This is a genomic window from Neobacillus sp. BF23-41 (genome assembly GCF_041106275.1).
On the sequence record NZ_JBGBPR010000007.1, the window covers coordinates 136,851 to 152,785 of the forward strand.

Sequence of the window (15,935 nt, forward strand, 5' to 3'; positions counted from 1 at the left end):
CGCCGTTAGCCACGACCAATCGTATCGTTCAAATTCGTGCGATATTTGTCCATCCAAGTTTTCGCGTCCTTCACTAGCTCGTCGCAGAAAGCAGCCACGTCCTTGCCCGTGAGGTCAGTGACTTTCTTGCCTTCCGCTGCACCTTCCTCGAAGAGGTCGAGAATGCCTCCAAAGATACGGCTGCTGTCCTTCCAGTCGGTGAGACCACTAGAGGTCCACAAATATTTTTTGATAGCGTTGTAAGCATTGCGGTACTCACTTGGAAGTGCCTTCGCACGCGCCTCCATCGCCTTCCATTCCCGCTTGTCATCCAGACTTCCGATAATTTTTTCAAAAATACTCATATTACTTCTCCTTTTAATTTTATTTTAGTTTTAAGTTCGTTAATTTTGCTTGAGATGAAATCCCATTTTTTCCAAAAAATTTCAAGCTGCTCTTGACCTGCTGCGTTGAGTGTGTAAAATTTTCTTGGCGGTCCCATAGTGGATGGCTTTTTCTCGATGTCCACCAGATTGTTTTTCTCAAGCCGCATGGTAATCGTATAAACTGTGCCTTCAACCACATCAGTGAAGCCAAGTTCTCGCAGCTGTTGCGTGATTTCATAGCCGTAAGTTTCGCCACGGCTGATGATTTCAAGCACACAACCCTCAAGCACCCCTTTCAGCATTTCCGTGATATTTTCCAATTTTTTACCTCCATTTATATTTTACTTATATTTTTTTCAGTACTCTGTAACACAGGTATTTTGCGTTACTTATATTCAGTGTTACTGACTACTAGTATATAGTATTACTAAATAGCATCACTTGTCAATAAAACTTTTCGTCAAAAAAGCCCGTTTTTACGACTTCAAAGATGTTTTTATTAAATTTGACAGCTTAGACTTTAGCCAGACACGTGATTATTCTCAAGAAGAATCTAAATAATTTAAATATAACTGGTGAAGGGGTTGATGACCAGGAACTCGCTCATTTTGGTGGACATGATTTACATGTTAAAGTGACCAAAATGATGATTAGTAATACAAACGGTCTCGACTTCGCAAAAAAAGCAGGCGACTATTTAGTAACAAACACAACTCTTTGTGCAAGAATAGCGCCCTTTAATCGGGTAACATGACTGGCGTTTTTAAACAACCTTTGTAAATGTAACATCTTTATTGTCATTTAACAGCTTCAAAATATAGCCTTAGATTTGACTTTGTTGCAATTGTCTCTTGACACTTATTACAGTAGAAAAGCGCCCTGTTATACAGAAACGCCTTTTTCGATATAGAGATAAGATGTTACAGTTCACTTTCATGGTTCTTAAATGTTTTCCCATCATGGTAGTAAAGTTCAGATCCTAAATTAACATTTCTTTCTTCTTTCAATTGACGAATAAGCTCTTCACTTTTTGTTTTATTCATTTCTTTATACAAGGTTCCTTGTGGATATAGAACAGCGCTCGGACCATGCCATCTAAGTTCATAAAAATTCCACTTTGTTCTTCCTATTTATTTGACCTCTATAACAAATGGATAGCTATTGACTTTACCATCAAATTTAAATTCTCCCCACACTTTGTAGATCCCAGGCTTATCAAATTTTGTTTCAAATTGTGTCTGTTCTTGTGATTTAGGGTGCACATGAACAAATTTCTCACCCCTATCATCCAAAATAACAACATGGCCTAAAGCCCCTAGATAGGGCTCTGGAGTAATCCCTTTGGTATCAAAACTTAACGTAACATCTTTGTTTATTCTTAGCTCTGTAGTTGTTAATTCAACTGTCTTTTCATTGATTGTTTTTGTTAAGTTTGTATCAACCTTTAGTGAATTTTCTTCATGTTCACCATGACCTTTCCCCACATGCAGCTCTATCGGACTAACCTGATAGGCAAGGTTTTTGGGTTTAATATCAACAAATGCTTTATAAGAGTTTTCAGGTAGGGCGAATTTCAATGTATAAATGCCATTTCCCTTTTCCTCAGGATGTAAATGATAATAATCGTCTAAGTCGGCACTTACAATAATTAAATGCATAATCTTTTCATGTGAAATTTCTAATTCAGGTGATTTTTGATCTTTGTCCTTCACATCTATGATCATTAAACCATCTTCATATTTTACGTTTGTGACCACTTCGCTTTCTGATTGAGCTACATGATCTGAATGCCCTGAATCCTTACCATCACTTCTTTGGCTAGTATGATGATCGTTATGTGCTTGCTCATTAATAGATTCTTTTTCCTCGTTGCCATTTGTTTCCGCATGGGTATCAGTGTGATCGTCATTACTGTCAAAGCTTGCATATACGGTATATCCGCCAATTACTAACCCGAGATAAATAATAGCTGAAATCGCCCAGGTCAAAATGTTTTTAAGTTTCATAAGAAACACTCCTCTCTTTTTAATAGATAGATTATCCTTTTAACTTAATCCTTTGTAATCTGAGTGCATTTAAAACAACTGAAACTGAACTAAACGCCATTGCTACTCCTGCAAGCCATGGTGCCAGAAATCCTAGTGCTGCAATTGGAACTCCTATAGCATTATAAGCAAAGGCCCAAAATAGATTTTGCTTGATATTTCGAATCGTCATTTTACTCATAAAGATGGCATCGGCAATACTATTTAAGTCTCCTCTGATTAAGGTGATATCAGCAGCTTCCATTGCTACATCAGTACCTGTACCGATTGCCATACCAATATCTGCAATAGCTAACGCTGGTGCATCGTTAATACCGTCACCGACCATCGCTACTTTCTTTCCTGCTTGTTGAAGCTTTTTTACTTCCTCTGCCTTACCTTCTGGCAGAACCTCTGCTATAACATGATCAATTCCGACCTCATTTGCAATTGCTTGAGCCGTCTGCTTGTTATCGCCTGTAATCATAACAACCTCAAGACCCATATTTTTTAACCGTTCAATCGCTTTTTGAGAGGTTTCTTTAATTGTATCTGCGACAGCAATCACTCCAGCAAATTGATGATCAATTGCGACTAGCATTGCGGTCTTACCTTGCTTTTCTAAGTTTTCCATCTTAGGTAATATGTTCCCAACATCAATATTATTTTTCTCCATAAGCCGGCGCGTTCCGATAAGCAAGTATTTGCTTTCCACTTTAGATTGTATTCCAAATCCAGGAAATGCTTCAAACTGTTCGGAGCTGCCCGGTTCTATGCCTTTATCTTTAATGCCCTCAACAATTGCCTCAGCTAACGGATGTTCAGAATTTCTTTCTGCAGCACCGACTAACTTTAAAAATTCCTTTTCTTCAAATCCATTTGAAAGAATAACATCTGTAAGTGTTGGTTTTCCATTTGTTACAGTTCCCGTTTTATCAAGGAGCACTGTATCCAATCGATGAGTCGTTTCAAGATGATCCCCGCCTTTAAACAAAATTCCATATTCAGCAGCCCGGCCTGACCCTGTCATAATGGACGTAGGTGTAGCTAAGCCTAGTGCACATGGACATGCGATAACTAATACAGCAATTAACTTTTCAAGAGCTACTGCAAACTCTCCGGGACTTACCACAAAGTACCAAACTAGAAATGTCACAATGGCTATCCCAACAACAATTGGGACAAAAATTCCTGATATAACATCGGCTAAACGTTGGATTGGTGCTTTTGATCCCTGAGCTTCTTCGACTACTTTGATGATTTGAGTTAAGGCAGTATCCTTTCCTACCTTTGTTGCTTTTACCTTTAAAAACCCGTTCTTATTAATGGTTGATCCTATTACGAAGTCTCCAACTGTTTTATCGACAGGAATACTTTCACCTGTAATCATTGACTCATCAAGAGCAGATCTTCCTTCAAAAATCACTCCATCTACAGGTACCTTTTCACCTGGTTTCACATATACGATATCACCAGTGATTACCTCTTCAATTGGTACATTCAATTCTTGCCCGTCTCTTAATACTGTGGCCGTTTTCGCCTGTAAACCCATAAGCTTTTTAATGGCTTCAGATGAACGTCCCTTTGCTTTTGCTTCAAACAGTTTACCTAATATAACAAGAGTAATTAACGCAGCACTTGTTTCAAAATATAATTCCACCATATGTGCATCAGAGCCTATTGATAAAATACTCAAGTAGATACTGTAGAAATAAGCTGCTGAGGTTCCAAGCACTACCAAAACATCCATGTTTGCACTTTTATTCCTTAATGCTTTATAAGCACCTACGTAAAATTGACCGCCAACTAAAAATTGAACTGGAGTCGCAAGCGCGAGTTGAACCCAAGGATTCATGAACATCTTTGGCAACCAAATAAAAGAAGTCAATTCAAAATGACTGACCATCGCCCAAAGTAAAGGGATCGATAAAATAGCAGAGAAAATAAATTTCCCTTTTTGCTTTTCTATTTCTTTTTGTCTTTGATCAACCTTTTCTCCTTTTGCTTCTTGCTTTTGTTCCAAGCGATAACCCAATTTATTAATGGCCTCCTTCATATCTGAGACCGAAACTTCATCAGGATTATATTCTACAAGGGCTGATTCTAAGGCGAAGTTTACCGTTGCGGTTTGGACACCATTTAGCTTATTTAAACGTTTTTCAATTTTATTCGCACACGCTGCACACGTCATTCCGCTAATATCAAATTCAGCTTTCTCACTCACTACTTGGTATCCTAAAGATTCCACTTTTTCCTTCAATTGATTTACATTTGCTTTAGACGAATCAAATGTTACTTTTGATTTTTCTAATGCAAAATTTACGCTCGCATCCTCTACTCCATCTATTTTTTTGAGACCTTTTTCTATTCTCACTGCGCAAGCTGCACACGTCATTCCAGCTATTTGAAGTGTTGTTTCATTTTTATCGATCATAACCTTACACTCCTATCACCATATACTATAGTGGGGTATATTTTTTGGGGGAATAAAACGTGCCGCTAAAGACAGCACGTTTTTTACAGTTCTTAGTGACAGCTTTGACCTATAGACGATTTACTCAGCACTACATCATAACCATGATCTTCTATAATGTCAGTAATTTCCTTTAAAGAAACCTCTTTCGAATCAAATGATACATCTACTTTTTCTTCATGTAAGTGAACCTTTACAAAATGAACACCATTTAATTTTCCTACGTTACCTTCAATTGAATTTATACAATGCCCACATGACATTCCTTTCACAGCTAATATTACATTCTCCATTCTTTCATTCTCCTTATTTATAATTACCATACCCCTGTATAGTATATATTTTCTGAAAAGAAATCGTGCTTTATTCTGCACGTTTTTTAATCAAATTTATTGGACATCATACCCTTGGTCATCAATTGTTTCTTTTATCTTATCAATCGTTACTTCGTTCTGGTTAAACTCTACACTAACAGTTCCTGAATCCAAGTTTACTTTAACAGTAGTAACTCCGGATAATTTGCCTACACTGCCTTCAATTGAATTTATACAATGCCACATGACATACCTTTTATGTTTAGAGTCATTTTTTCCATATAGCTTAGTCTCCTTTTATTTTTTCATTAATTTTTGAATTGTCACCATTACCTCATCTAAAATCTCCGTATCCCCTTCTTGAATTTTTTCTAGAACACATGACTTCATATGCCCTTCAAGTAAAATACGAGCGACACTGTTTAAAGCGGATTGAGTCGCAGATATTTGAGTAATGACATCATCACAATACGTATCTTTTTCAATTAATCCTTTAATTCCTCGAATTTGTCCTTCAATTCGGTTTAATCTTGTTGTTAAGTTATTCTTCACTTTATCTGATTGGTGGCTTTTTCTTTCACCGTCTGATGAGCAGCATTGATCGATTTCAACAATTTCATTAAGATTTTCTGAATTCATCAACATTGCCTCACCTCCTTAATCACATAATACTATACCCCTCTATGGTATGTGAAGTGTTTTTTATAAAAAATTTAAAAATAGGTATTTGACATAGAATTTTATTACGTTAAAACTGCTACAAACATGCTGTCAATAAAGGAAATCATCACGTCTCTCCACCTTCTAAATAACGCTGAACCGCCGCTAACGTATCATCTGCAGTAAATTTAGCCATAGAAAAACTGCACCCCTCACTGTTAGAATGTGTCCAACAATTGGGGTGCAGTTCAATTTGAGAACGGCTTTTATAGTATTGATTTATGTTTGAATTATTTAGAAGGCTTCTTTTGTTTTTTATCACAGCAAGTGCATTGTCCGTATAAAGTTGATACTTTCTCATTCTCAAAATGATCAATTGTGTTATTGCAAATTTGGCAAATGATAGTTCCCATTAGAAAAACTCCCTTTTGTTTGAATTTTATAAGATAGACAATTCTAATTTCTTAAAATGTAAGCGTTATTTATTTGTTAATATTATAATAGTATATCACATTTGGTTTGTCAATTATAAATTGTATAACACATTTAAATACATAATGTCGATTGTTAGGGAAAGATAATACAGATAAATTGAGTAGTGAGCAGGTGAGTTAACCCTGCTTTTTACCTTGCAGACCTAGAGTCTGCCTTTTCAGTTCTTTGAGAAACAAAGTTTTATTTCAATTTGACATCAATAATATAAAAAAAAAAAGCGTAAATTCCGAATCCAATTCATCTAGAATTTTGATTTTTTTAGCATATCGATCTATTTTTGTGACGTAAATAATCCATTTTTCCATGTGATGATTTTCAAGAGGGTTTCTTCTTGTAGGCACTCTGATAGAAGTAGTTCTAAGGACATCAACAATTAAGTACAGATACATATATTGAAAATGTAAAAATTCCTGGACACATAGTAGATGGTACCGCCAATAAAAAATTAGGAATTGAAAATGTTAAGTTTAAATTTTCTAGGTTTCTTACCATCTATCAACTCTATTCCTTATCATCTGACTTAGGACCACATATTAATGAGGGTCCCATGATAGATGGTGTACTTTACCGAGCGAAAACCTCAATGAATGATGCACTTTGGATACTAAGGATAACGGAAGATTTATTGATTTGGATAAAGGAGCGACTAATACAGGAGGATAATTCCATTTCAGTAGATACACTTGAATTTTAAGAACAAAGTTAACAATAATTAGTACAATCATTAAAAAAAGATAAAAAACAAAAAGAGGGAGCCTATCCCTCTTTCATTTTTCCCACCTATACTGTGTACAAAATGTTTAATTCTTTAAACACTCATCCTTCAAGGATTTTTCTTGTACAACTTTCAAATTTCTTACTACATATATATAAACTTTCTCCACGATTTCATTCAAATCTTCAAAATAAAAATCACTTGGTATAAATTGAGCATTCTCTGTTAGTATTATATATCGCTCTTCCCCATTAAATCTTTCACTATAGAAATCAACTAAACTTAGGTTATCAAACATCTTTACATTTAATCGACCATTTTCTCTTTCATAGTCATGATCCAACTTTTCGCCATCCCACCACACAATAACCATGGTTTTTGGGGCAAAATAAAAAAGAGGTGAAATTGAGACCTGCCAGTTTTCATATTTTTAGGTGTTTTTGTGATTTTTTAAGATTTTAAATTATTCAGATATATGTACCCATAGCCAAAGTCCTAGCTTTAGACCTTCTAAGACCGCAAAATTGATATAAATTAAGCGCAAACTTAAATCAATCAAAAAAAGAAGCCAAAACTAGATTCTTGGCTCGTCGACCTTTATGGAGTTTTTTCCGGTACCTTTTCAATCGCTGATTTTCGAAACTCTGATGGTGAAAAGCCTGTAATCCTCTTAAAGTTGTTACTAAAATAAGCTAAATCCGAGTATCCGACTCTCTCAGCAATCTCAGCTAATCGTAAGGTTGTTTTTAGTAACAAACGTTTGCTTTCCTCTATTCGCAGCTCGGTAATATAATCGACAAACTTTTTGTTCAGCTGTTGTTTGAATAATTGACTAAGATAACTAGGATTCATATGGACAGACTCTGCCGCATCTTTCAGTGTAATTTGGTCTAATGGTGTTTTTTCTAAATACTGCAAAACCTTTTCGATCGTTGAGGAAGGAAGATTTTCATCCTCATTTTTGGGAGTATTCCTTTTTGTCTCTTCTTTTGATTTCATTTCTAGCCACTTTTCAAGGCAATCTTTTAACTCAGTTTCCTCTACTGGTTTTAGAAGATAATCGGTTACCCCGGTTCGAATCGCATGTTGAACAAATTGAAACTCGTCATGAACACTGATCACAATGACATCCTGTTTCTTCTTCAATTGACTCAATTCTTTTACTAACGAAAGCCCGTCCATTATCGGCATTCGAATATCCGTTAACACTAGATCCGCATCATTATGCTTAATCCAGTCGAGCGCTTCTAACCCGTTTTCACATTCGTGGACCACTTGCAAAGGAAGCTTCAACTTGTTTATCGTCCACTTAAGAGCTGTTCGAACCCATCTCTCATCATCAACCAACAAGATATTTTTCTTCATACTCTCTCCACCTCCACATGATGATCTAGTATGGGTAAATGGATCAATACCTCAGTCCCTGAACCCTGTTCACTTTGAATGGTTATTCCATACTCAGGTCCAAACAAATAATGAATTCTTTGATGAACATTTACGATTCCTATATTTTTCCCAACACTAGTGGCCGTTTTTAAATCCATTCTTTTCTTGATTTCTTCTAAAATATGATCCTTTATTCCTTCACCAGTATCGGAAATGCGAATAACAATGGAAGACTCAGAATGACGGAAAGCTGATATCACAATTTTTAATTTTCTAGTATTAGGACCATAACCATGAACAAAACAATTCTCAACCAATGGCTGGAGTGAAAATTTTACCATTTCCAGTTCCATTACCCATTGAGGAATATCAAACATGTACTCAAAACGGTCCTCAAAGCGAAACTTTTGAATCTGCAAATACATTTCACAAAAATTCACTTCTTCTCTAAAACTCACGGTAGATGAATGATTATTTAGATTATACCGAAGTAGTTTTCCAAGTGAGAAAGACATGGTTGCAATATTTTCCTGATTTTCTTCCAATGCCATACCCCTAATGGTTTCAAGGGAATTGTATAAAAAGTGGGGATTCATTTGTGATTGCAGCATTTTTAATTCGACTTCTTTTTGTTTAAGTGACATTTCTGCTTCCTTTAACTTAGAGACGTATACTTCTTCAAGTAGATTGGATAATTTCTCAACTGTATTATTAAAACCAGCAGTCAATTGTCCGATTTCATCATTAGAATCTACTCCAATTCTTCCATCTAATTTTCCAATTTCAACTTCCTTCATAAAATGTTGCAGACGACGGATGGGACGAATGATGCTTGTGGCGAATCCGAACCCGATCAAATAGGCAATGATCAAAGACACAAGAATAGTTAAGGATATGGCTTTTTCAATTTGAACGATTCCCCCCGTCAAATCTCGGTATGGGACTGCCGATAGAAACCTCCAGCCGAGGTTTCGAGAGAAAGTATAGGTAACAAAATCTCTCCGTTCATTTTCTAAAATTTCCGTGGTGCTTCCTTCTGTTTTCAGGTTTGAAAGTTGTTTGAATTCAACCCTTTTCCCGAGTTTTGAGTAGTCAGGATGGTAAATATAATGCCCGTTCGCATCTAAAATGGAAAAATAGCCATTTTTACTGATAGTTACCTTGTTAGAGATTTCTTCAATTCTTCTGAAATTGATATCAATAATAAGCATGCCTACAGGTAAGAGAGTCTGGGGATTATAAAGTCTCCTTACGAGTGAAATGACAGGCTGTTCCTTATTTTCTAATTTTAACTTTCTCATAACTAACATACTCATCCCATTAAGTGGGACAGACGAATACCAATATTCCTTTTTCATTTTCGCAGCAGGATAGAAATTTCTATTTCCAAGAGTATCAATTACCTGATTGTTATTAAGTAGTATAGTGATATTTGTTATATCTGCTCTTGAGTATTCTGCTTCTTTAAGGGTGTTACGAGTTGGTTCAATAAATTGATCTCTGTTTTCTGACGTTTTCAATTTCAAAAGGCTCGATAATTCAGGAGAGTTGATAATTTTTAGGCTGGTAATCTCAAAATCTTGTAAATAATATTCGATATGTGTCTCTACTTGATCAATTACTTGGCTGCTCGATTGTCTAAGTACATTTTCAAGTTCAACCGATGAACGATTGTATGAAATAACTCCAACTGAAATGACTGGAAAAATAACCAGAAAACTGGAGAAAACGCAGAGCTTTATCATCAGTGATTGATTTTTTAAGAGGATGTATCGTTCAAGGAATTCTGCGATTTTTCTCCACCACTTCATCATTGTTGTTATTCATTCCTATCTATTAGTGATTTTTTAAACAGAAAAGACCTAGCTGGTAAATGGATATATTCACCAACTAGGCTTACTGCCAGCTATAGATTATGGACGTGCTTTTTCAATGGCATCCATTACCTCTTTATAATCTTTTGAATATTTATCAACCATGGATTTAACAGCGTCTTTCCAAGGTGTAATATCATCAACCTCAGTGAGGGTAACTCCTGCCTCTTTCAGTTTCTTAGTAGAACGCTCTTCCCACTTATCCCATTCTTCTCTTTGAGCTTGAACGGAATCAAGTGCTGCTTGTTTCACAATTTTTTGATCCTTTTCTGAAAGCTTATCCCATGCTGCTTTACTAATAAGCAGGACTTCAGGGATCCGTTGATGATGGTCTAAAATAAAGTTTTTCGCTTCTTGATAATGGTTAGAAGAGTCTAAGCTTGGGATGTTATTTTCTGCACCATCAATGATTCCTGTTTGCAGCGCACTGAATACCTCGCCATATGGCATTGGTGTCGCACTTGCCCCAAGAGCTGCCATGAAATCAATATTGATTTTACTCTGCTGCACACGGATTTTTTGCCCTTTTAAGTCCTTTACACCTTTTAGTGGTTTAGTAGAATAAAAACTACGTGACCCAGAATCATAATAAGCAAGCCCTTTCATTTTTGACTGCTCTAAACCATCTAACAATTTTGTACCCATTTCACCGTTAAGAAAATTCCATAAGTGTTCTTCGCTTTCGAATACATATGGGAGTCCTAGTGCAGTGAACTGATCATTGAACTCGGCAAGTGGACTGGAATTGATTCTTGTGAACTCAATGGCTCCAAGCTGAACCTGTTCCAACACTGATTTTTCATCCCCTAATTGGGCAGAAGGAAATACCTCAATTTTAATTCGGCCATCTGTTCTTTCGTCAACCAATTCGGCAAACTTTTTGTCTCCAACAACAGTTGGATAATCTGGCGGCTGATTATCTGCCAACCGGAACGTATATTTAGGCTCCTCAGATTTCGAACCCCCATCTTTTGTACCCGTTGTTGCTTCTTTCCCACAGGCAGCTAGGATGCTACCCATTAAAAGCGTTGCTGCAAGAATTCCTGTAATCTTTTTTTTCTTCATTCTTGTAACCCTCCCTTAAAAAATTTTATTTTTTTATTTTCACCTTTCCTTCGGTTACTTGACTAACATATTAGGAAGCCAAAGGACTACCTCAGGAATATAGGTAATAACCAACAGAACAATTAGTAAAGCATAGAAAAATGGCATCATTGCTTTTGTCCCTTGTTGTATCGAGACCTTTCCTATCGCACATCCGACGAATAAAACGGTTCCTACCGGCGGCGTTAAAAGGCCAATCCCAGCATTTAAAATCAGGACAATTCCGAAGTGCACGGGATCCATCCCAAAGCTGGTTACAACTGGAAGGAGAATAGGTGTCATAATTAAAATCATTGGCGCCATGTCCATTGGTGCTCCAAGGAGAAGCAACAAAATATTAATAATCAATAGAATAATAATTGGGTTATCAGAAATATTTAAAAATAAGTCCGTTACCATTGAAGGAATTTTCAAGTAAGCTAATATCCAGCCAAATGAAGCGGATGCTGCTATTAAGAAAAATACCATCGAAACAGTTCTCATCGTCCGGGTTAATATTTTCCATACATTCGAAAATTTTGCTTCCCTATAGACAACAAAAGCTAGAATAAAAGAATACAAACAAGCTAATGCCCCAGATTCCGTTGCGGTAAACCAGCCACTCATAATCCCGCCCAGAATAATGACAGCTGGGCTTAAGGATAAAAGTCCATGTAGAAGGATCCCGCCAATTTCTGACTTTGGAACAGGGTCCGCTTTTTGGTAGCCTCGTTTTCTAGCAATAATGTAACCTGTGATCATCAAGGAAATTAACATAATAAATCCAGGAACAATCCCAGCCATAAATAAACTGGCGATGGAAACACCACCTGCTGCTAAGGAATATAAAACAAGATTATGACTCGGCGGAACTACCACACCTTGAATGGCCGATGCAATCGTTACTCCCACTGCATAGTCTGCTTCGTATCCCTTCTTTTTCATCATCGGAATCATAACTGAACCAACAGAAGAAACGTCGGCGACGGCAGAACCAGAGATATTTCCAAAGAACAATGCAGCTACACTGTTAACCATGGCGAGCCCACCGCGGATTCTTCCAACCATTAAACTTGCCAGATTCACAATTCGAGTCGCAAGGCCGCCCTCACTCATAATTTGTCCTGTCAAAATAAAGAACGGAATGGCAAGTAAAGAAAAGGAATTCATCCCTTGAATCATTTGCTGGCCCACTACCGGTAGGGGTATACCAAGATAGATAACCGTCAGTAGTGACGAGGCAATCAACGTAAGGGCAATGGGAAAACGAAGTAAGATTAAAATAACAAAGCTTGAAAGTAAGATAATGATCCCAATTGTGTTGCTGTCCAAGTTACATACCCTCCTCTATCTCTTTGTGACGAGTGGTGTTAATGTTAAAGAATTGCAAAAGCGAATATACACAAATCATCACACCCGTGACAGGCATAACCGCATAAGTGATACTACTTGGCCATTTTGTCGCCGGCAGGGTTGAATCCATCATCAATACCGTGAAGTCCCAGCCCTGGATCACCAAATATAATCCGAAAGCAAAAATAGAGGCACTGATAATTTTATCTAAAACTTTATTAAAACTTTTAGGAAATAGATTCGTGAAAGAATCAATGCCTAAATGGATATACTCTCGAAATCCCACTGCTATGGCCATAAAGGCAAACCAAGCGAGTAACAAAAGAGTAACTTCCTCTGACCAAAAGAAAACAAAATTAAATAATTTCCTGGTAAAAACTTGTAGGGTGACGACAAAAATTAAAGCAATTAACGATAGTAGTGTGAATTTTTCAAAAATGGCATCGATGACTAGACCTACTTTTTTGATTACATTCATTTGATTCCCCCCATTTGAAAACGTTTTCCTGTCTCTCATTTTATGAATCTTTCGAATGTTTTTGAATGTTCTTTTTTTAGGATAATTTGTGATTTTTTTAGGTGGAATTTGAAATCCTTTCTATTTGAATCCATTTACTTGTTTTTGTAAGTTTAATAAACGAATTAAATATAGATTAAACTTACCATGTTAACGGTATTCCATCAACTGGTTAAAATATTAGGCTCTAGCAGAAAAGGTGGACGGCCTTATAGGGGACAATCGGAAGTTTTGCACGCAAAAAGGCACAACTAGGCTATATTGCTAGTTGTGCCTTTTTCTATACTATGTATCAGATCTGTCCCGCAAAATTTTTGATTACCACAGAAAAATGTGCCAGTCACTCTAAGTAATGGCTTGTGACTGGCACTATTATTGCTCAAATCAGAGTGATGTTTTCAAGTTCCGTTTAGGCTGCTTTTGCTTTCTCTACCGAACCAGTACTATTAATTTAAGCAGGAAATCAACAATGCTCATTAACAGCACAATTTTGCTGAATCCCCTTTAAACGCTCCTCTAAAAAAGCAAGGCTAGTTTTCATTTGCGTAATTTCCTTTTTAATCTTTTGAACATTCATCCGTATAACCTCCCAAGAAAGTTACTGATATATGTTGCCCCCAGATTGCTTAAACTCCTTAGCTTTTTCCTTCATACCTGTTTCAATAGCTTCATTCGTATCAAGTTTGTTTTCTTTCGCATAATTACGAATATCTTGAGAGATTCTCATGCTACAAAATTTTGGTCCACACATTGAACAGAAATGTGCTGTTTTTGCACCTTCCGCAGGTAAAGTTTCATCATGATATTCTATTGCTCGTTCAGGATCTAAAGATAAATTAAACTGATCTCTCCAACGGAATTCAAAACGAGCTTTTGATAAGGCATCATCTCTTTTTTGGGCTCCTGGATGTCCTTTTGCCAAATCAGCAGCATGGGCGGCAATTTTGTAAGTAATAACCCCTACACGAACATCCTCTCTATTCGGTAATCCTAAATGTTCTTTAGGCGTTACATAACAAAGCATAGCTGTACCATACCAACCAATCATTGCAGCCCCAATTGCAGATGTAATGTGATCATAACCAGGTGCTATATCAGTCGTAAGAGGTCCAAGTGTGTAGAATGGTGCTTCCTGACACACTTCTAGTTGTTTATCCATATTTTCTTTAATTAGGTGCATAGGTACGTGTCCAGGTCCTTCAACCATTACTTGTACATCATGTTCCCATGCAATTTTTGTTAGCTCTCCAAGAGTCTCTAATTCTGCAAACTGCGCTTCATCATTGGCATCAGCAATAGACCCAGGACGTAAACCATCCCCTAAAGAGAATGCAACATCATAAGACTTCATTATTTCGCAGATTTCTTCAAAATGAGTATATAAAAAACTTTCTTTATGGTGGTGTAAACACCATTGTGCCATGATTGATCCACCGCGGGATACAATACCTGTTAACCGTTTTGCCGTTAATGGAACATATCGTAAAAGAACACCAGCATGAATTGTGAAGTAATCAACACCTTGCTCCGCTTGTTCGATCAAGGTATCACGGTAAACCTCCCATGTAAGATCTTCAGCAACACCATTTACTTTTTCAAGTGCTTGATAAATGGGGACGGTGCCGACAGGAACAGCTGAGTTTCGAATAATCCATTCTCTTGTTTTATGAATGTTTTTACCTGTTGATAGATCCATAATATTATCAGCACCCCAGCGTGTCGCCCAAGTCATTTTTTCAACCTCTTGTTCGATGGATGATGAAACAGCAGAGTTACCAATATTCGCGTTAATTTTAACATGAAAATTACGTCCTATTATCATAGGTTCTGACTCTGGATGATTGATATTAGAAGGAATAATCGCTCGACCTTTTGCAACTTCTTCACGTACAAATTCAGGTTTCATATTTTCCCTTATTGCGATAAATTCCATTTCAGGAGTAATAATTCCCTTTTTTGCATAATGAAGCTGTGTGACATTTTTCCCTTTTATTGCACGTAATGGTTTGCGCTTCAAACCTGGAAACACGTTATGATTGGCACGAGGATCATTTTCTTCCTTATACCCATTATCTACAGGCTTAATTTCTCGACCTTCATATTCTTCAACATCTGATCGTTCATGAATCCATGTGCTTCGAATAGCAGGAAGACCTTTTGAAATGTCTACAGAATAATTTAGATCCGTATAAGGACCGCTTGTATCATACACGCGTACTGGAAGGTTTTCCTCTTCACCAAACGTACCTGTTGTCGGGCTTAACTCAATTTCACGCATTGGTACTTTAATATCGGATCTCGAACCTGTTACATATACTTTTTTACTTCCTGGAAAACTAGACATGATGGAAATGTTTTGTTCGTTTAATGAAGTCGTTGACATAATATATCTCTCCTTTTTTTGAATATAAAGGACGAGATAAAGAACATAACAAGTGGAAAAGCGTATAAAAGTACATCAAAAAGCCGGGCCCATAAATGGTTGGACCCGGCTAATATGTATGCAGAAGTATAGGTGCAGTAAAGTTTGTCAATTCTAACTTCCCCACGCTGGTATGATCCAGATCAGGTCCCAAGAGTCAAGAAACTTCATCGTGTTTCTTTCTCAGCCCAACTTATTGGGCACCCCTAGTTATTTATATTCAATTAAGTTACATTATATATGAGTATCGGTAA

14 protein-coding genes, 1 pseudogene and 1 riboswitch are annotated in these 15,935 nt (G+C 36.8%); all 15 genes and pseudogenes read right to left on the reverse strand.

The window, feature by feature from the left end:
- Positions 1 to 5: 5 nt before the first annotated feature.
- The 15 genes and pseudogenes from AB7942_RS13335 to thiC all read right to left on the reverse strand — a co-directional run bounded on the left by AB7942_RS13335 (position 6) and on the right by thiC (position 15,642).
- Positions 6 to 344, reverse strand: a complete 339-nt coding sequence (locus AB7942_RS13335; protein WP_369447211.1) for a DUF1048 domain-containing protein — start codon at positions 342 to 344, stop codon at positions 6 to 8.
- Positions 341 to 685: a PadR family transcriptional regulator gene (locus AB7942_RS13340; RefSeq protein ID WP_369447212.1), complete on the reverse strand. Its 345-nt coding sequence runs from the start codon at positions 683 to 685 to the stop codon at positions 341 to 343. Before AB7942_RS13340 ends, AB7942_RS13335 begins: the two co-directional genes overlap by 4 nt.
- An 810-nt stretch (positions 686 to 1,495) precedes the next feature.
- On the reverse strand, positions 1,496 to 2,371 hold the full coding sequence (locus AB7942_RS13345) for a hypothetical protein (protein ID WP_369447213.1): 876 nt from the start codon (positions 2,369 to 2,371) through the stop codon (positions 1,496 to 1,498).
- A gap of 31 nt (positions 2,372 to 2,402) precedes the next feature.
- Positions 2,403 to 4,823: a heavy metal translocating P-type ATPase gene (locus AB7942_RS13350; RefSeq protein ID WP_369447214.1), complete on the reverse strand. Its 2,421-nt coding sequence runs from the start codon at positions 4,821 to 4,823 to the stop codon at positions 2,403 to 2,405.
- Positions 4,824 to 4,915: 92 nt separating this feature from the next.
- The gene (gene copZ, locus AB7942_RS13355; protein WP_369447215.1) at positions 4,916 to 5,155 is read right to left on the reverse strand and encodes a copper chaperone CopZ; all 240 of its coding nucleotides are present in this window, start codon (positions 5,153 to 5,155) and stop codon (positions 4,916 to 4,918) included.
- A 96-nt stretch (positions 5,156 to 5,251) separates the two neighbouring features.
- Positions 5,252 to 5,457: pseudogene (gene copZ / locus AB7942_RS13360) on the reverse strand (copper chaperone CopZ).
- Between the two features lie 16 nt (positions 5,458 to 5,473).
- Complete coding sequence (locus AB7942_RS13365; RefSeq protein ID WP_088091082.1) at positions 5,474 to 5,815, reverse strand: metal-sensitive transcriptional regulator; 342 nt, start codon at positions 5,813 to 5,815, stop codon at positions 5,474 to 5,476.
- Positions 5,816 to 6,126: 311 nt separating this feature from the next.
- Positions 6,127 to 6,249: a GapA-binding peptide SR1P gene (locus AB7942_RS13370; RefSeq protein WP_369447216.1), complete on the reverse strand. Its 123-nt coding sequence runs from the start codon at positions 6,247 to 6,249 to the stop codon at positions 6,127 to 6,129.
- Between the two features lie 882 nt (positions 6,250 to 7,131).
- The gene (locus AB7942_RS13375; protein ID WP_369447217.1) at positions 7,132 to 7,389 is read right to left on the reverse strand and encodes a hypothetical protein; all 258 of its coding nucleotides are present in this window, start codon (positions 7,387 to 7,389) and stop codon (positions 7,132 to 7,134) included.
- Between the two features lie 254 nt (positions 7,390 to 7,643).
- The gene (locus AB7942_RS13380; RefSeq protein WP_369447218.1) at positions 7,644 to 8,411 is read right to left on the reverse strand and encodes a response regulator transcription factor; all 768 of its coding nucleotides are present in this window, start codon (positions 8,409 to 8,411) and stop codon (positions 7,644 to 7,646) included.
- On the reverse strand, positions 8,408 to 10,246 hold the full coding sequence (locus AB7942_RS13385) for a sensor histidine kinase (protein ID WP_369447219.1): 1,839 nt from the start codon (positions 10,244 to 10,246) through the stop codon (positions 8,408 to 8,410). The genes AB7942_RS13380 and AB7942_RS13385 overlap by 4 nt, the downstream gene beginning before the upstream one ends.
- 99 nt (positions 10,247 to 10,345) lie before the next feature.
- Positions 10,346 to 11,371 carry a TRAP transporter substrate-binding protein gene (locus AB7942_RS13390; RefSeq protein ID WP_369447220.1) on the reverse strand — a complete coding sequence of 342 codons (1,026 nt, stop codon included), beginning with the start codon at positions 11,369 to 11,371 and terminating at the stop codon, positions 10,346 to 10,348.
- 54 nt (positions 11,372 to 11,425) lie between these two features.
- On the reverse strand, positions 11,426 to 12,721 hold the full coding sequence (locus tag AB7942_RS13395; protein WP_369447221.1) for a TRAP transporter large permease: 1,296 nt from the start codon (positions 12,719 to 12,721) through the stop codon (positions 11,426 to 11,428).
- Position 12,722: 1 nt separating this feature from the next.
- Positions 12,723 to 13,220 (reverse strand): TRAP transporter small permease, encoded by a 498-nt coding sequence (locus AB7942_RS13400; RefSeq protein WP_098934086.1) that lies wholly within the window; start codon positions 13,218 to 13,220, stop codon positions 12,723 to 12,725.
- A gap of 637 nt (positions 13,221 to 13,857) precedes the next feature.
- The gene (thiC, locus tag AB7942_RS13405; protein WP_369447222.1) at positions 13,858 to 15,642 is read right to left on the reverse strand and encodes a phosphomethylpyrimidine synthase ThiC; all 1,785 of its coding nucleotides are present in this window, start codon (positions 15,640 to 15,642) and stop codon (positions 13,858 to 13,860) included.
- Between the two features lie 142 nt (positions 15,643 to 15,784).
- Positions 15,785 to 15,899: riboswitch (TPP riboswitch) on the reverse strand.
- Positions 15,900 to 15,935 lie beyond the last annotated feature (36 nt).